This is a genomic window from Mycobacterium vicinigordonae, from assembly GCF_013466425.1.
GTDB classification, from domain to species: domain Bacteria; phylum Actinomycetota; class Actinomycetes; order Mycobacteriales; family Mycobacteriaceae; genus Mycobacterium; species Mycobacterium vicinigordonae.
Genome location: NZ_CP059165.1, coordinates 156,580 through 173,349, shown reverse-complemented (window position 1 = coordinate 173,349; position 16,770 = coordinate 156,580). Strand labels below are relative to the sequence as shown.

The 16,770-nt window shown below is 65.7% G+C and carries 16 protein-coding genes; 5 read left to right on the top strand and 11 right to left on the bottom strand.

Annotated elements, in window-relative coordinates:
- Positions 1 to 61 precede the first annotated feature (61 nt).
- The 3 genes from H0P51_RS00775 to H0P51_RS00765 all read right to left on the bottom strand — a co-directional run bounded on the left by H0P51_RS00775 (position 62) and on the right by H0P51_RS00765 (position 3,375).
- Entirely contained in the window at positions 62 to 1,135 is a 1,074-nt protein-coding gene (locus H0P51_RS00775) for a GGDEF domain-containing protein (protein ID WP_246398295.1), read from the bottom strand.
- A 238-nt stretch (positions 1,136 to 1,373) separates the two neighbouring features.
- A complete protein-coding gene (locus H0P51_RS00770) occupies positions 1,374 to 1,787 on the bottom strand; it encodes an ATP-binding protein (RefSeq protein ID WP_246398293.1) in 414 nt (137 codons plus the stop codon).
- Between the two features lie 118 nt (positions 1,788 to 1,905).
- Entirely contained in the window at positions 1,906 to 3,375 is a 1,470-nt protein-coding gene (locus H0P51_RS00765; protein ID WP_180916170.1) for an amidase, read from the bottom strand.
- 99 nt (positions 3,376 to 3,474) lie between these two features.
- Between H0P51_RS00765 and H0P51_RS00760 the strand changes: the two genes are divergently transcribed.
- The gene (locus tag H0P51_RS00760) at positions 3,475 to 3,642 is read left to right on the top strand and encodes a hypothetical protein (protein ID WP_180916169.1); all 168 of its coding nucleotides are present in this window, start codon (positions 3,475 to 3,477) and stop codon (positions 3,640 to 3,642) included.
- A 123-nt stretch (positions 3,643 to 3,765) separates the two neighbouring features.
- Here H0P51_RS00760 and H0P51_RS00755 read toward each other — a convergent pair whose 3' ends face one another.
- The 4 genes from H0P51_RS00755 to H0P51_RS00740 are packed head-to-tail and all read right to left on the bottom strand — an operon-like array spanning position 3,766 to position 7,911.
- Complete coding sequence (locus H0P51_RS00755) at positions 3,766 to 4,743, bottom strand: lysophospholipid acyltransferase family protein (protein WP_180916168.1); 978 nt, start codon at positions 4,741 to 4,743, stop codon at positions 3,766 to 3,768.
- A 10-nt stretch (positions 4,744 to 4,753) separates the two neighbouring features.
- Positions 4,754 to 5,878, bottom strand: a complete 1,125-nt coding sequence (locus H0P51_RS00750) for an acyl-CoA dehydrogenase family protein (protein ID WP_180916167.1) — start codon at positions 5,876 to 5,878, stop codon at positions 4,754 to 4,756.
- Entirely contained in the window at positions 5,879 to 7,111 is a 1,233-nt protein-coding gene (locus tag H0P51_RS00745) for an acyl-CoA dehydrogenase family protein (protein WP_180916166.1), read from the bottom strand.
- 50 nt (positions 7,112 to 7,161) lie between these two features.
- Positions 7,162 to 7,911 (bottom strand): SDR family NAD(P)-dependent oxidoreductase, encoded by a 750-nt coding sequence (locus H0P51_RS00740; protein WP_180916165.1) that lies wholly within the window; start codon positions 7,909 to 7,911, stop codon positions 7,162 to 7,164.
- Positions 7,912 to 7,963: 52 nt separating this feature from the next.
- On the opposite strand from H0P51_RS00740, the gene H0P51_RS00735 reads away from it, so the two are divergent.
- Together H0P51_RS00735 and H0P51_RS00730 are read left to right on the top strand one after the other, a co-directional pair.
- Positions 7,964 to 8,365, top strand: coding sequence for a YchJ family protein (locus H0P51_RS00735; protein WP_180916164.1), 402 nt, complete (start codon positions 7,964 to 7,966; stop codon positions 8,363 to 8,365).
- A 100-nt stretch (positions 8,366 to 8,465) separates the two neighbouring features.
- On the top strand, positions 8,466 to 8,807 hold the full coding sequence (locus H0P51_RS00730; RefSeq protein WP_180916163.1) for a hypothetical protein: 342 nt from the start codon (positions 8,466 to 8,468) through the stop codon (positions 8,805 to 8,807).
- 26 nt (positions 8,808 to 8,833) lie between these two features.
- Here H0P51_RS00730 and H0P51_RS00725 read toward each other — a convergent pair whose 3' ends face one another.
- The 4 genes from H0P51_RS00725 to H0P51_RS00710 all read right to left on the bottom strand — a co-directional run bounded on the left by H0P51_RS00725 (position 8,834) and on the right by H0P51_RS00710 (position 13,591).
- Positions 8,834 to 10,450, bottom strand: coding sequence for an adenylate/guanylate cyclase domain-containing protein (locus tag H0P51_RS00725; RefSeq protein ID WP_180916162.1), 1,617 nt, complete (start codon positions 10,448 to 10,450; stop codon positions 8,834 to 8,836).
- A 49-nt stretch (positions 10,451 to 10,499) separates the two neighbouring features.
- Entirely contained in the window at positions 10,500 to 11,690 is a 1,191-nt protein-coding gene (locus H0P51_RS00720; protein WP_180916161.1) for a cytochrome P450, read from the bottom strand.
- 17 nt (positions 11,691 to 11,707) lie between these two features.
- Positions 11,708 to 12,700: a glycoside hydrolase family 6 protein gene (locus tag H0P51_RS00715; protein WP_180918645.1), complete on the bottom strand. Its 993-nt coding sequence runs from the start codon at positions 12,698 to 12,700 to the stop codon at positions 11,708 to 11,710.
- A gap of 75 nt (positions 12,701 to 12,775) precedes the next feature.
- Complete coding sequence (locus H0P51_RS00710; RefSeq protein WP_180916160.1) at positions 12,776 to 13,591, bottom strand: SDR family NAD(P)-dependent oxidoreductase; 816 nt, start codon at positions 13,589 to 13,591, stop codon at positions 12,776 to 12,778.
- A gap of 145 nt (positions 13,592 to 13,736) precedes the next feature.
- Between H0P51_RS00710 and H0P51_RS00705 the strand changes: the two genes are divergently transcribed.
- Both H0P51_RS00705 and H0P51_RS00700 read left to right on the top strand, forming a co-directional pair.
- A complete protein-coding gene (locus tag H0P51_RS00705; protein WP_180918644.1) occupies positions 13,737 to 14,375 on the top strand; it encodes a dihydrofolate reductase family protein in 639 nt (212 codons plus the stop codon).
- 171 nt (positions 14,376 to 14,546) lie between these two features.
- A complete protein-coding gene (locus H0P51_RS00700; protein ID WP_180916159.1) occupies positions 14,547 to 16,370 on the top strand; it encodes a fatty acyl-AMP ligase in 1,824 nt (607 codons plus the stop codon).
- The last annotated feature ends 400 nt before the right edge of the window (positions 16,371 to 16,770 follow it).

Sequence of the window (16,770 nt, the reverse complement as noted above, 5' to 3'; positions counted from 1 at the left end):
CGCATATCCGGATGCTGCGGCCTCACAGCACCATCCGGCATCGGGCAGTGGGGCCTGCCGCTCAACACACTTTGTGGTGTTGAAACTGGTTACCGCCACGGCGCTTCGCTTGATACATGGCGGCGTCCGAGGCGCTGACCAGCGCATCGAGCAGAGCCTGCTGCTCGTTGGGCGGAGTGTGGTCGAGGACGGTGCAGGCGGTTCCGATGCTGGCGGTCACGCCTGCGGCAGAGGCTTCGATAGCCCTGCAAATCCGGTCCGCCAGGGCGTCGGCGTTGCACACCGGCGACGTGCCGGCCACCAGGAACTCCTCGCCTCCGCTACGCGCCACAACGGCCTGACCGTCGGCGGCGCCCAGCAACGCCCGAGCGACCTGGACCAGGGCGTCGTCGCCGGCGGCGTGGCCGCGCTTGTCGTTGAGGACCTTGAAGTTGTCTAGGTCGATCACCAACACCACCAGGTGGCCATCTAGGCCACGATGCGCCAGCATCATGCCCAGGGCGTGGTGCTGAAACGCCCGCCGATTCAACAGGCCGGTCAGCGGATCGCGGTCCGCGCGCAGCAGGTCACCCGCCAGCGCGCGAACCAGGATGCCGATCGCCAGCGGCAGTGCGATGTTGACTTCGAGCACTAGCCACAGATCGACCCCGGCCAGCGCCAAGTGCCCGGACCGCGCCAGCCGCCATGCCTCATAGACACCGACGGCGGCGGCCACTGCGAAGTTGTACAGCACGAACGCCGTGGTGTGAAAGAACGCGATGTAGGCGCCGAACGTGGCGAAGGCGATACAACCGATCAGCGCAGCCAGCGGATTCGGATGGGCCAGGCACGCCAACGCGACAGCGGTGTTGCAGGTGACGGCGAAGACGATCGACTGCGTGCGATTGGGCCAGCGGCCGACCCACAGCAGCGTCGCCGCTATTCCGCCGCTCACGGCGATCCACGTCATCGTGACCGGCACCTGTCCGCGCGGCCCGTCCGAACCGAGTAGCAGCGCGATCAGGCACAACACCATCGACGAGGCGATGAGCGCCATCACAGCCCGCGTGGCACCGCTGAGTCCCCGCGTGGCCAGATAGCCGGATAGCCAGTCGAACTGGTCGCCCCGCCGCCACCGGCTGAAAACCGAAGTCACTGCTGACGCTTAATCGCTACCACCGATACCGAGCTCGAGACCTTGTCCCGTACGTCGCGACTGCTGCCGACGCCTCCCTGACACTGAACAGCAGGCTAGCCGGTCTGCACGCCGGTTTGGCCCATACGCGCAAATACCATCCGTGCCAGGCCCGCCGAGACCGGACTGTAGTGGTCTGCGTAGCGGCCGTTGCGTGGCCAGTACCGCGAAAGGTGCTGCGCCGCTTGCGAGCAGCCCGCTACCAGTCCAGGGTCTCCGTTCCAGGCCGCGGCGCGTATTCCATGCACACCGTCGTCCCATCCGGACGCACCTTGATAGTGCAACGATCGGCGACGGCGTGCATCAGCGTGATGCCGCGCGACGCCCCGGCGTCGCTGCAGGGCCGCGTCACAGGCTTACGCCAGGTGCCACGGTCGCTCACGCAAATGTGTAAGTGTCGCAGCACCCGGTCGTACCTGGCCCGCATCCTCATCTGTCCCGCCCGTTGGTGCGCGCGGTAGGCATGCTCAACGCAGTTGGCCAACGCTTCGTTGACGCTCAGCACGATGTCGCCGAGTTCGGCCGTATCGTCGACCACGTCCTGCAGCCAGCGCTGCAGATCTCGACGCAGCTCGCCCACGGTCGTGGCGTCGGCGGCCCCGACACGACTCATCTCGCACACCTCACCCACAAGCGGCTCCAGCAACGAACTCATAACCGAGACATACCCCGTCGGGGGCAAATATGAACTTGGGACCGATATCGCATCGGCCACGGCCGCGCAACCGAACTTAGATCGGGGCCAGCCGGTCGGCCCACGGGACCGCCTGTTCGAGCTGAGCAGCCAGCCGGATCAGCAACGACTCGCCGCCTAACGGGGCCACGAATTGCACGCCGAGCGGAAGCGAGTCGGCGGTCCAGTGCAGTGGAAGCGAGACCGCAGGGCGCCCAGTGAGATTCGCCAACTGGGTGTAGGGGACCCAGCCGAGGTGCTGGTCGACCATGTCGTCGACGATCTTGGTGTATCGCAGCAGCCGGGCGGTGCGGGTCTTGATCAGGGCGTCGGCGGCGCGCTGCAGGGCGATCGGCATGTCGAACTCGCCGATCGTCGGCGGCAGCGTCGCCAATGTCGGTGTCAAAAGCAGGTCGTAGGACTCGAAGAAATCGGTGAGCCGGCGGGTGTGCTCGTGGCGGCGCTCGACGGCGTCGACGTACTCGACGCCGCTGGTGGCGCGGCCCAGTGCGGCCATGATCAGGGTGTCACGCTCGAATGATTCGTCGCCGGCGCCGGTCAGACGTTTGGCCTGCTCGACGTCCCAGGCCAGGTACACGAACCAGGTGAGCAGGAAATCGCGGGCCAGCGCGGCGTCGTCGTAGGGCGCCTGCGGTAGCTCGTCGACGGTGTGGCCAAGTTCGGCCAGAGTCCGCATGGTCGCCTCGACGGCCGAAAACGCTTCCGGATGCGGCTTTGGGTTGATGGCCGAGGGCACCCGAACGCCGATTCGCAGCCTGCCGGGAGGTTCGCCCACATACGACGCGAACGGTGCGGCGGGAAGAGCGGGCAGGTACGGCCCCGACGGCTCGCCGCCGCAGATGAGGTCGAGCATCGACGCGGTGTCCCGCACCGTTCTCGATACGACGCCCTGCACGGCTGCGCCGTGCATCATCTCGCCGGTCGACGGGCCGAGCGGGGTCAGGCCCCGGCCCGGTTTGAGTCCCACCAATCCGCAGCAGGCCGCCGGGATGCGGATGGACCCGCCCCCGTCGTTGGCGCCCGCACATGGCACGATGCCCGCGGCGACGGCAGCGGCCGAGCCACCCGATGACCCGCCGGGGGTGCGGTTGAGGTCCCACGGGTTGCGCGCCGGTCCCCACGCCGCGGGTTCGGTGATCGCCTTGGCACCGAACTCCGGCAGGTTGGTCTTGCCGAAGATGACCAATCCGGCGTCGATCCAGCGGCGGACCACGGTCGCATGCTCGGCCACGGGCGTCGACTTGAGGGCACGCGACCCCTGCGACGTTGGTAGCCCGGCGTAGTCCTGCGCGATGTCCTTGATCAGGAAGGGCACACCCGCGAACGGTCCTTCGCGCTCGGCGCTGGGGTCGACTGCGATGTCGCGCACGATCGCATTAATCCTCGGGTTGACCGACTCGGCGCGCTCCCGGGCCAGGTTCAGCAGCTCGGCCGCAGTCACCTGCTTGTCGGCGACGAGCTTGGCCAGACCGGTGGCGTCGTACTGGCGATACTCGGCGAAGTCCATCTCTAGACCGTAGTGCCGCGCCGCTCCACCTCCGGTTTCGCATCCTGGGATTCGGGCATTTCGTTGCGGACCGATTTCAGTGCCCCGAGGAGGTCTCGCGTGGATCAGCAGTCAGATCGCAACCAGGCACCGGTGCCCAAGGATGCCAGGGAGGCGACCGACGAGCAGCGTAGGCAGGAAGAGTTGTTGGAGCACCAGGGCGATGACCCCGCCGCGCCTGGGTCTGAGCAATCGCACGACCAGATCGCGGACGAAAGCACCCGCTGACTCATTAGTTTTTGCGTGAGCTGAGGCGCTGACGCTAACTCTTTTGCACGAGCGTCCCCAAATGTGCGGTTAAACCCCCTCGCAGCCGGCATTTTGGGGTCTGTCGCGGCGAGGTGAGCCCCCTCAGGCAGCATGGTGTCGCGCTCGCCGCCCCATGGAATTCGACACCAGCCCGCCGGGCATCACCCACTGATCCGGAGCCCGCTTGATGAACTGCCCCATCGCGTCGGCGATACGTTGCGAGGTCACTTGGACCAGTTCCCCCAGCAGAGGGTCATCGCGTCCGAGCGGACCGCCGGCGTAGATCGGCTGCCCCAGCACCGGTTCGCGGTGCGATCCGTCCTGCAGCACCGTGCCGGGCACAATCGGCGCGCCGGTTCGCAGCGCGAGCAGCGCGGGTCCGGCGCCAACGGTGCGGCGGGTGCCGCCCAAATTCACCTCGACGCCCGTACTGGCCTCGTCCCGGGGACGGAAGTAGTCACCGGCGATCACCACGACGCGGCCCCGCCGGATCGCGGCCTCCAGTTCTGCGGTGATGCTCGCGCCCTTCTCGCGGTCGACGGCAACCAATTCCAGTCCGGCCTTGCGTGCCCCGCGGTCGATCACCCACTGCATCAACCCGGGCTGCCGGTTCGCGACGACGGTCGTCGGCACGCCGTTGATCGCAAGCACCACCGGCAGCGCCGCGTAGGAGCCGAGATGAGGGAAGGCGACGATCACGCCGACGCCAGACTGCCTTCCCACCTCCAGGGCATTGGCGATAGGACCAGTGTCGGCCAGTCGAAAGCGCCGCAGCACCGCCGCATGCTTTGCGGTGACGAACCAGATGCCGTCAGCGGCGTTGCGGACTACCGCGCGATACATTGCCCGGACCGGGTGCCAGGTACGGGATGAGAACTGCGCTGTGGGGTCGACGTTGTCGCGGAAATCCTGCAGCACCTGCGAATGCAGAGCGTGCCCTTTCCAATAGAGCAGCCGGGCCGTAACGGCCGCCGCCGCGTCCGACAACCGGCCGGGTAGCAGCCGGTAGAACGTCGAGACGAGCACGGTCAGTTGTCTGCCCAGCAGCGAGACCCGTTGCGGGCGAGCGGGTTCTGACATGGGTTACGCCCTATGCCCGGGTCAGCTCGGCGTATCGCGCGATGTGCTGGTCGGTGCTGCCGAACTCGTACTGCATCGCGGTGAGCCGCTTGAAGTAGTGGCCGATGGCCAGCTCCTCGGTCATCCCCATGCCGCCGTGCAATTGCACGGCTTGCTGGCCGATGCACCGGGCCGCGCGGCCGACGGTCACCTTCGCAGCCGAGACCGCACGGGCGCGCGTCGCCTCGTCGGCGTCGAGCCTTAGCACCGCGAGGTAGACCGCGGCGATCGCCTGCTCGAGTTCCATGTACATGTCCACCATGCGGTGCTGAAGCACCTGGAAGCTTCCGATGGGCTGCCCGAACTGCTGGCGTTGCTTGCAGTATTCGACGGTGTCCGCCAACACTTTTCGCATACATCCGACCGCTTCGGAGCAGACCGCCGCCGCGCCTTCGTCCCGCGCGCGGCTCAACGACTGCCACGCCCCGCCAGGTTCGCCGAGCAGCGCCGCGGCCGGCAGCCGCACGTTGTCGAACGTGATATCGGCGGCGCGTCGGTCATCGATTGTTCGATACGCATGGACTTCGGTGGCCGCCGTACCATTCTCGATGAGGAACAACGAGATTCCATCGTCGCCCGGGGCGCGTGCGGTGACCAGCAGGTGGGTGGCCAGTGGAGCCCCGACGACCATCAGCTTGCTGCCGCTGAGCACCCAGCCGTCGCCGTCGGACTCCGCTCGGGTCGACACGTCCTGCCAGCGGTCGCCTGACGCCGGTTCGGCTGCCGCCAGTGCAACGATCGCCGTGCCGTCGATTACCTTAGCTAGCAGTTCATTAGCCGCCGAGTTACCGGCACGATGCAACAACCCGCCGCAGACGACGACGGTGTCGACGTACGGTTCGATCACCAGCGCATGCCCCAGGGCCTCGGTGATGAGCATGAGTTCTATTGGACCGCCGCCGATTCCACCGACCTCCTCCGAGAGGGTGGCCCCCAGAATGCCCAGCTCTGCGGCCAAGCCGCGCCAGATTTCAGGCTGCCAGCCTAGGCCGGTCTTGGCGGCCGCACGGCTCTTCTCGAGGTCGTAACGTACCGAGAGAAACTTCACCAGCCCGTCGCGCAGCAGTTGCTGCTCCTGACTCAGATTGAAATCCATCTACAACCCCAGTGCCGCTCTGGCGAGAATATTTCGTTGAATCTCGTTGCTGCCGGCATAGATTGACCCGGCGCGGTCGTTGAAGTAGCGCAGCGGCGCCACCGCCTGCCACGGTTGACCCGAGGCGTAACCATCGGCGGGCGGTTCGAACTCGGTGACGGGGCCACCGGGCGCAGTGACATGCGGCTGGTACGCGCGGCCGCACGGTCCGGCCGCCGCGAGCAAGAGTTCGGTGAGCGTCTGGCTGAGTTCGGTGCCCAGGATCTTGAGCATCGACGACGGTGCTCCGGGGTTGCGCCCCTGCGCCACCGCGGCGAGCACCCGGTATTCCAGGATCTCCAACACTTCGGCGCGGATTCGCGCGTCGGCGAGCTTGCGCGCAAAGGCCGGATCATCGGCCAGGCTCCCGCCGCCGGGGCCGGGCTGATCGGCGGCCACCGTACCGATCTCCTCGGCCATCACCTGCAGACCCGGCGAAACCGCGCCGCCGCCGCGCTCGAATTCCAGCAGATACTTGGCCACGCTCCAGCCGTCATCAATCTCACCGATCACGTTGGCCTTGGGCACCCGGACTTCGTCGAAGAACACCTGATTTTGCACTTCTTCGCCCGATGTCATCACCAGTGGGCGAATCTCGATACCGGGCGAGGTCATGTCGATGAGAACGAAGGTGATGCCCTGCTGCTTCTTACCGGTACGGGATGTGCGCACTAACGCGAACATCCAATTCGCTTCCCTTGCATGGGTTGTCCAGATCTTGCTGCCGGTACACACTAGGTCGTCGCCGTCGGACACCGCGGCCATCGACAGTGCGGCCAGGTCCGAACCTGCCTCCGGTTCGGAGTAGCCCTGGCAGAAGAACACCTCGCCAGTCAGGATTCGGGGCAGAAAATGCTCCCTTTGCGCATCTGTTCCGAACCGGATAATCGCGTGCGCGACCATCCGAATTCCCATCGGCGACAGCGACGGCGCACCCGCCAGCGTCGACTCCCTACTGAAGATGTAATGCTGCGTCAAGGTCCAGCCACAGCCGCCGAATTCGACCGGCCACGCCGGCGCCGCCCATCCGCGTTCGTGCAAAATCGCCTGCCACGCCATGCTCGCCTCATGGTCGGCGTAGACGCTGGTCATCAGTCGACCCGCGCGCCGAAGGTCGGGAGTCAGCTTTTCGGCGAGGAAGTCCCGGACCTCGGCCTGGAAGTCCAGCTCGTCTTGTGACCACTGCAGATCCATGAGTTATCGGCCTAGCGTCGTAGCAGTGAATCGTCGGCGCGAGTCTAGCCTCAGCCGGCCCCTTTGCCGTTGTCGACCCGGTAGACGGCGCCGTGTACGGCGGCCGCGTCGTCGCTGGCCAGGAACGCGATCACCGCGGCGACATCGCTGGGCTGCATCATGCCGCGCGGCGCGGCCGACCGCAGGATCAGGTTGTAGTCGGGGTTCTCCGGTGCGCTGAATTGTTCGATCTGCGGGGTCAGCATGCCGCCCGGGCACACCGCGTTGACCCGCAACCGGTCGGAGGTGTACTCCACTGCCAGGGCGCGGGTCAGACCGATCAACCCGTGCTTGGCCGAGCAGTAGCCGGCCGAATACGCCTGGCCCTCGACACCGGCGATGGAGGCCACGTTGACGATGTTGCCGCCGCGCGCGAGCAGGTGCGGGAGCGCGGCGCGGCACAGGTAGAACGGTCCGTTCAGGTTGACGGCGAGGTCATGCTCCCAGTCATCGTCGGTCATCGACTCGGTGCGGCGCATCTGGTGGTGGCCGGCGACGTTGATCAGCACGTCGATCCCGGCGAACCGGTCAACACACTGTGCCACGGCGCTGCGGCAGGCATTCGGCGAACTCACGTCCACCGGCGCGTATACGCCCAATTGTATGTCGGTAAACACCGAGGCCAGTTTCTCGGTGTCCCGCGCAATCCCGAAAACCGTTGCGCCTCTTCGGGATAACAGACGCGCCGTCTCGGCGCCCAGCCCCGAGGAGGCACCGGTGACTAGCGCGATTTTGCCCTGCATCGATGTCGACGATGTCATGTCCACCTCTTAGTCCGACCGGTTTCCACGTTCTCTCTGAGACAATGCCCCGATGAACGCTACGGCACCCGAGGGCGAACCGTGCCTGTGCGGATCGGGTACCGGATACCTCGAGTGCTGCGGCCCACTGCACCTTGGCGAACGCGCCGCCGAAACCGCGCTGGCACTGATGCGTTCGCGATTCACCGCGTTCGCGCTCGGCGACGAAAGCTACCTGCTCTCGACCTGGCATCCCCGGACACGTCCGCGAGGCGTCGATCTGGATCGCGATGTCGCCTGGCGGCGCCTTCAGATCGTCGACACCGAGGGCGGTGCGCGAGACGACAGCAGCGGTGTCGTCGAGTTTCGCGCTCAGTACGTGCGGCACGGCAAACGCCACATCATGCAGGAACGCAGCAGATTCACCAAGGAAAAGGATCGCTGGCTCTATGTCGACGGCGACCTGACGTCCTGACAAGGGCTGTCGTGCACCAAGAATTGACCAAGGATCCGCCCAGTAGCGCTCGGGACGCTTTTCGTGTTCCACCCACATCCGCCTCGTAGGGAGCGACACGATGAAGGTCAAGAAGTACACCGCGGCCGCTGCATTGGCTGTCGGTCTGGTAACGGTCTCCACCGGCATCGCCCATGCGTCCGGAGCTGCTGCACCGGTGGGGTTCTGGAGTACCGGCGATGGTGCTGAACAGCTATTGGTGAGCCAGAGTGGTTGCTCACTGGCCAACGCCGCGGGGATACCGACCACGTCAGGACCGTGTTCCTGGAACCCGTCCTCCCGCGGCGGCATCTTGACCATCATGAGCAGCCAGACACGTACGCCGGCGCCGGTGTACTTCAACGTCGTCTGGGTGAACCAGTCGACCATCACCGTCGAGGGAGATGTTTTCTACCGACGCTAGCCGCGGCGGACCACCCGACGGCGGAACTACGACCTCGGCACGGCGAGCTGGGTCGGTTCGTCGTAGCCGCGCAAGGTTACGGTGTCGCCGAATTCCCAATGGCCGCTTTCGGGTTCGCCGGCTCTTTCGACGGTGTCTGCAGTGGCGATCAGCCGGCCGGGCACTACCTTGGCCAGTTCACACAGCCGCGCCGCCGCATTGACCGGCCCGCCGATGACGGTGTATTCAAAGCGCTCCTTGGCGCCGACGTTGCCGGCCACCACCACACCCGAGGACACTCCGATGCCCGCTTCACACTCGGTAACTTCGTCGCGGAGGCGCGCGGACATCGCGCGTGCCGCCGAAAGCGCTTCCTGGTCAGGGTTTTCCAGTGCGAAAGGTGCTCCGAACACGGCTAGCACCGCATCGCCCTCGAACTTGTTGACCATGCCGTGGTGCTTTTCGACCTCGTCGACGACGACCTCGAAGAAGCGGTTGAGGATCGCGACGATCTCTTTCGGCGGCCGGGAGTTCGCCATCTTGGTGGAACCGATGATGTCGACGAAGATAACTGCCGCGTGCCGTTCTTCGCCGCCGAGCTCGGGCTGCTCCCGCTCGGCCAGAGCCGCCACTTCGCGGCCCACGTGCCGGCCGAACAGATCCCGCACCCGTTCGCGCTCCCGCAAGCCGTGCACCATCCGGTTGAAGCCGCGCTGCAACTGACCCAGTTCGGTGCCGTCGAAGACCACCACGTCGGTGTCGAGTTCCCCCCGCTCCACCCGGTGCAGCGCGGCGCGCACCACCCGGACCGGGGTGGCGGTGAACCAGGACAACAGCCACATCAGGATGAAGCCGAACACCAGCGCGAAGACAGCCAGGACCACCACCGCGACGGCGAACTGCGTCGGCGTGAGATTGCGCAGCGTGAGAGTCAGGACACCTGCGAGTAGGATCCCGAGCACCGGCACACCCGAGCCCACCGCCCACACCAGCAATGTGCGGCCCATGATCCCGGGCGCGAACCGCCGCGGCGGCGGCCCGACTTCCAACGCCCGCGCCGCCACGGGACGCAGGGCGAACTCGGTGAAGAGGTAGCAGCTGCCGGACACCACGATCCCGCTGAAGCTGACCCCTAGCAGGACCTTCGGGATGTACCCGGTATTCGCCAGTCCGTAGAGCACCGTCAGTAGGACGGCACCGCCAAACCACAGGATCAGCAGCACCCGAGTCAGCCGCCCCGGCGCGAAGAAAGTGTTGCGCTGATCGTCCAGTGTGGGCTCGCGGTCCTCGATGGACCACCGGACGTCGTTCATCACGCGGTTGGTGCCCCAGACGACCCCGACCGAGAGCGCCGCGGCGATATAGGTCGGCGCCAACAGGAACGTTATCCAGGCGACCCGGTCGTCGAAGACGCTTGGGACCGGAAATGTCACCGTCACGACGAGCAGCGCCACACCCACGCCGATTAGGTTGGCAACCACCACGAACCCGGTTAGTACCACCTGGATGCGAATCCGGCGCCGTCGCGGGCTGTCCGAGACCCGGCCCAGAATCCAGGACCCGTAGTCCGGCGTGGGGGCCAGATGGCCACTCTGGCGGGTAAGCCTTTCGAGCACGCCGCCGAGCCGTTGCGCGCTGCTTCGGCGTGCGCTATTCCCGCTCATCGAGGCTCAGCCTAACCACCGGCCTCCCGAACTCGGCCGCAATAGCGGGTCAACTAACCGGCGTCGACGCGAAGGTGACCGGCATCGATTCCAGCCCGCTGACGAAGTTTGCCTGTCGCAGGGGGAGTTCGGCGCCGTCCGCAAGGGCCAGGTCCGGCAGTCGGCGCAGAACGGTGCCGACCATGGTGGTCAGCTCCACCCGCGCCAGCTGGTTGCCCAGACAGAAGTGGGTGCCGAAACCAAATGCCAAGTGATTGTTCGGGTTTCGGCGGATGTCGAACTCGTCGGGATCGGCGAAGACCGCGTCGTCGAAGTTGGCCGATTCAAACAGCAGCATGATCTTCTCCCCGGCGTACAACCGCGTGCCGTGGAAGTCGCTGTCGGCAGTCAAAATTCGGCACATGTTCTTCACCGGCGACGTCCAGCGCAGCATCTCTTCGATCGCGCCGCTGAGCAGACCCGGGTCGGCGCGCAGGGCGTCCCACTGCCCGGGCCGCTGCAGCAGCGCGGCGACCCCGCCGGACAGGGTGTGGCGGGTGGTCTCATCACCGCCGATGAGAATCAGCAAGGTTTCGGCCGCGATCTCGTCGTCGGACAGGCGGCGTCCGTCGAACTCGGCCGCCACCAGAACGCTCACCAGGTCGTCGCCGGGGTTGCTGCGGCGCTGTCCGATCAGCGTGTGCATGTGTTCGTTGTAGGCGGTCAGCGAGGCCACCGAGCGTGCCAGCAGTTCCGGTGACGCCGTCGAACTCAGCGCAACCACCATGTCGTCGGACCAGGCAAGGAACATGTCGCGCTCGGCGGGCGCCACGCCGAGCATATCGCCGATCACCGCCATCGGCAGGGGCGCGGCGATGTCGGCCACGAAGTCGCATGCGCCGCGCTCGCAGACCGCGTCAACCAGCGCATCGCACATGGACTGGATCGAATCAGCTTGTGCACCAACACGTTTACGGGTGAAGCCATGGTTGACCAGCTTGCGGTGCAGCAGATGAGCCGGGTCGTCCATGTCGATCATGTGCAGCAGCGGCGGGGTATGCGGCCGGATGCCGCCGGAGTTGGAGAACAGCCCCGGGTCTCGTTCGGCCTCGATCACCGCGCGGTAGCTTGCCGCGGCGGCCAAGCCGTTGCGGTCCCGAAATACAGGGCGGTGCTCGCGCATCCAGCGGTAGGCACGGCGAGCCCCGCCGTCGGCGTAAAAGTGTCCGTCGGTGAGATCGATATCCGGCGGCGCGGTCATGACCCGGTGGCTGCCGCCTACTGCCCCGCGTTCTGGCCTAGCTCGATGGCGTACTGGCTCACGAAGTGGCCTGCCGAGGGGCCGCCGTTGCAGGACCCGTCGGATTCACCGGGACGCTTGATCCACAGGTAGGCATCGGCGTGGGCGCCGCCGGTCGCCGTGGTAGGTGCGGCACCCAAAGCCCGGCCACTGGGGTTGCACCAGTTGGCGGCGGAGTCGCCCGCGGCTCCGGCCCCGTTGCGCCCGGTGTCGATGACGTAGTGCGCCCCGTTCGTCATGCCCGAGATCGCCTCCCCGTATCCGATCTCCTCGTCGGTGGTGAAGAAGTTCGAGACGTTGAGGCTGAATCCGCGCGCGCGACCTACATCGACCTGGTTGAGTCGGTTGGCGATCTCCTCGGCGCTCAGCCAGCGCGAGTGCCCGCCGTCGACGTACACCGCTGCGGCCGGATCGCGGGTCAGCGTGTCGACCGCGTAGCGAATCAGATCGAAACGCTCCTGCCGTTGGTCGGCCGACAGGCAGTCGGCCATGTCAAGCGCGTCCGGTTCGACGATGAGCGCGGCGGGTGAGCCGCCGAGGCCGGACGAGATGCCGTCGATCCAGGCGCGGTAGTCCGCGCCCGAAGAGAAGCCGCCCGCCGCGTAGCTACCACAGTCGCGATGCGGCAAGGCGTAGAGAGCGAAGATCGGCATGCTGCCAGCGGCCTGGGCCGCGCCAGCGTAGCTCGCGACCCGGCCGCCGACCGAACCGGCCGGAAACGCCTGATCAAGCCAGTACGCCTGCGGGGTGCTGGCGATCGCGGTCAGCTGGGCATTGCCCGGATTGGCGTTGTGTGCGGCCATGGCCGCCGACGCGGGGTCGACGTAGAACGGTTGACCGGCCAGCGGGTTGCCCGAATCGACCAGACGCATCGCCGGCGCGCTGTGCACCGACCCAACGCCCACGGCAAGTACCGCGACAGCCAGGAAAGGGAAGATCGTACGTACGAGTGCACCGGCAGCTGAGAACATCACGAAAGAAAAATAGTGCCGAAGATCAAAAAATGGTAACGGAATGGCGTAATCGCCGTTCGGCGGAGAGACGCTCTAGTGTCCGTGGAACTCGTCCATGGAGTTGTACACGCCGACACGGCGCAGGTAGGCGTCGCGCAACCGCACCGGCAGCACCGCGCTGAGCACCTTGTTCATCTTCGACGTCCACGGAATGACGACGAACGGATCCCCCTTCAGCATCGCCGCCCACGTCTGATCGACCACGTCGTTTTGCTCGAGCATCGGCGTGAACAGGATGCCCTTGGCGCCGTCGAACATGCCAGTGTTGATGTAGGTCGGGCACACGGTGGTGACCTTGACCCGGTCATGGCCCGCTTGTTCGAGTTCCAGTCGAACCGAGTCGGAGAAGCCGATCGCCGCCCACTTGGAGGCGGCGTACGCCGCCATGCGCGGGATGGCGTTGAGTCCCGCCGAGGAGGCGATGTTCACGAGTCGGCAGTCGGTACCGGATTCGATCATCGCCGGCAGGAACTCGCGAGCTACCAGCATCGGGCCGATGGAATTGACCTCCATTGTGAGCGTGAAGTCGCGCGTCCGGTTCTCCCAGAAGTAGCCGTTGCCCCGAACGATGCCGGCGTTGTTGAACAGCACCTGCACCGTGCCGACGGTCTTGCGCGCCTGCTCGGCCGCCTCGGCCACCCGCTCCTGCGACGTGACATCGACGACCTCGTAGTGGACCGTTCCCCCGGCCGCTTCCAACTCCGCGGCGGTGTCCTTCAGCGCGGCTTCATTGGCGTCCCACAGCACCACCGACGCGGCGCCCTCCTTGACGGCGTTGGTGGCAAACAGCTTGCCCAAGCCCATGGCGGCGCCGGTGACCAGGACATTGAGCCCGCTGACAGACTGCATGGTGCCGCTCCCTCTGGACATCCTCATTGATGACGGTGCCTACAAGTTCTACCCCACCAACTGCCCACATTCGCCGTACTGCGATGAGATTGCCGGCACTGAACGGTCTTACTTCCCGAAACGACTACGACGCCGGGAGCAAGTCATGGGCCTGATCCACATCCTGCTGTTCGCCACCCTCGACCTGGTCGCGCAGGCGCCGGGTGGTCCCGAGGAGGATCCCGCGGGTTTCCCGTGGGGTGGCTGGCAGGCACCGCTCCTCGACGAAGTGGGCGGGGCGCAGATCGGCGCCGCCTACGAAGGCACCGACGCACTGCTGCTCGGGCGGCGGACCTACGACATCTTTGCCGCGTTCTGGCCGCATCGGCAGGACGGTGCGGACGCCGAGATCGCGACGCTATTCAACAGCGTCCCCAAGTACGTGGCCTCGCGCGGCGCCCCCGATCTCTCGTGGGCGGGATCAACCCAATTGGGACCCGATCTGCCCAGCGCGGTGCGCGAAGTCCGGGACCGGCACAACAGCGTGAAGGTAGTCGGGAGCGTCGATCTGGTGCAGACCCTGCTGCACGAGAAGCTCTTCGACCGGATTGACCTCTGGGTGCACCCGATCGTGCTCGGCGTCGGAAAGAAGGTGTTCGACGGGGGCGCGGTGCCCACAAACCTGACGCTCCTTGAAGCGCCGGTCGGCAGTCCGACGGGTTCGGTGTATTTGCGTTACGCCCGCGCCGACGGTGTGCCTGGCACCGGTGACATGAGCGCGCCCGATCGCGGCATCGCCGGGTGAGCCCGTCGAGCTCGTCGAGCTCGTTGTGAACAACATCACCGAAGACCCCCGCTGGTCCGGGCAATCTTGGCGACGCGCGAGTGACCGCGGCAACACCCGAGCCTCGACCGTGATAATTGCCATAGCTCGTCACCAAGACGCCTACTTAGTGTAACTACTAAAGTCGCACAGATGGGTCGGGACCTATTGTGCAACAACATTTCCAATAGCATGTCGCCATTGGCGCCGTATCTGAGTCCGGACGGTATAACCGTCCCCGACGATGTCACGCTGACCTCGTTCCTCGATCGCAACGCCGTTGCACACGAGGACCGACCCGCATACCGCTTCATTGACTACCACCGCAATAGCGACGGTGTCGCGGTGGAGCTTAACTGGCCCGATTTCGCAACAGCGGTGCGGGCGATCGCGGCTCGGCTGCAACATGTCACCGATCCCGGCGACCGGGTCGCCATTCTCGCCCCGCAGGGCTTGCATTACGTCACCGGGTTCTTCGCCGCGGTGCACGCGGGAACGATTGCCGTGCCTTTGTTCGCGCCTACGCTGGCCGGCCACGCCGAACGACTCGAGGCTGTGGTGACAGATGCTCGGCCTGCCGTGGTCCTCACGACGACCGATGCAGCTGAGGCGGTGCGACGCTTCATTCAGACGCTGCCCCGTCCGCAACGGCCGCGCCTGATCGCTGTCGACGCGGTACCTGCTTCTCTGGCCGCGTATTTCAGTGAGCCCAGGCGCAACGCGGACGACATCGCCTACTTGCAGTACACGTCCGGTTCAACCAGAATTCCGGCCGGGGTCGAAATCACCCACCGCGCTGTTTGCACCAACGTCGTGCAGATGATTCTGGCTGGCGGCCTGGACCCAAGCATCCGTAGTGTCAGCTGGCTGCCGCTGTATCACGACATGGGCCTGGTGATGATCATGTTTCCCATGCTGTGCGGAGGCCACATCACCCTGATGGACCCCATGGCGTTTGTCCGCCGCCCCTTCCGGTGGATCAAACAGCTGGCGAACGAGGCCCAATACGGTCGAACTTTCGCGGCCGCACCGAATTTCGCCTACACGCTAGCCGCCGAACGTGGCCTGCCGCCCACCGGTGAGGACATCGACCTGAGCAACGTCGTCGGACTGCTTAACGGCTCCGAGCCGGTGTCGCTCAGGGCCATCGAACAATTCAATGCCGCGTTCGCCCCGTTTGGACTGCACGAGACGACGGTCAAGCCGTCCTACGGGATGGCAGAGGCAACCTTGTCGGTGGCCAGTATCGCCCCCGGCGAGCGGGCCACCGCGTTGCATTTCAACCGCGCCGAACTCGCCGCGGGCCGCGCGGTGACCGTATCCGCGGATCATCCGGACGCCGTGAGCTACGTGTCCTGCGGCACTCCCGTTCCCGACCAATGGGCAACGATCGTGGACACCGATCGCGGGGCCGAACAACCCGACGGCATGGTCGGCGAGATCTGGTTGCACGGCAACAACATCGGCCGCGGCTACTGGGGTCGAGAGGACGAATCGGAACGCACCTTCGGTAACAAGCTGCAGATTCGACTCGAGTACGGTAGCCACGCCGAGAATGTGCCGGACAACGGGCAATGGCTGGCAACCGGCGATCTCGGCGTCTACGTCGACGGCCAGCTCTACATCACCGGCCGCTTGAAGGACCTTGTCATCGTCGACGGCGTCAACCACTATCCGCATGACATCGAGACGACCGCCAGTGAAGCCTCCCCGGCGATCCGCTCCGGATATGTTGCCGCTTTCACCGTGCCTTCAGCCGAATCGGGTGAACAATTAATCGTGATTGCCGAGCGCGCGGTGCGGGCACGTGACGTCGACACCGCCGGCGATGCCGTCCGTGCTGCGGTAGCCCGGCTGCACCGGCTGCGCGTGGCCGACCTCCGACTTGTCCCGGCCGGAGCGATACCACGCACCACCAGCGGAAAAATCGCTCGGAAGGCCTGTCGGTCCGCCTACCTGGCCGGGGAATTCGACTGAGATCGGATCTTCGAGAAGCTCGTTCAAAGCAACGGTGTACGTATCCGATTTGCAGGAGCATTCGCCCGCCCCAGTAGCCGAGGCGTTATTGCCGCGGGTAGTCGTCGTGGCGGATCATCTTCGCGGGCATAAGTCTATGACGGCGAGACCCGACCACACTTGCTAAGGCTGGGCCGGCACTGCACAGCGGTTAAGTGCTGATTAGCGGCCCGTACCCACCGACGGCAACAAGACAAGGCGCCATCTGGTTCGTTCGGTGACACCGAAGATCACGAAAGCCGTGAACGAGATGCATTGCAGTGCTCGCTCATTCAAACGCCTTCTTTCCAAACTATTTAACCGCGAGCGACCGTTGTCGGACACCGACGCGCTTTGGTACTGACTGCCGACAACCTCGGCC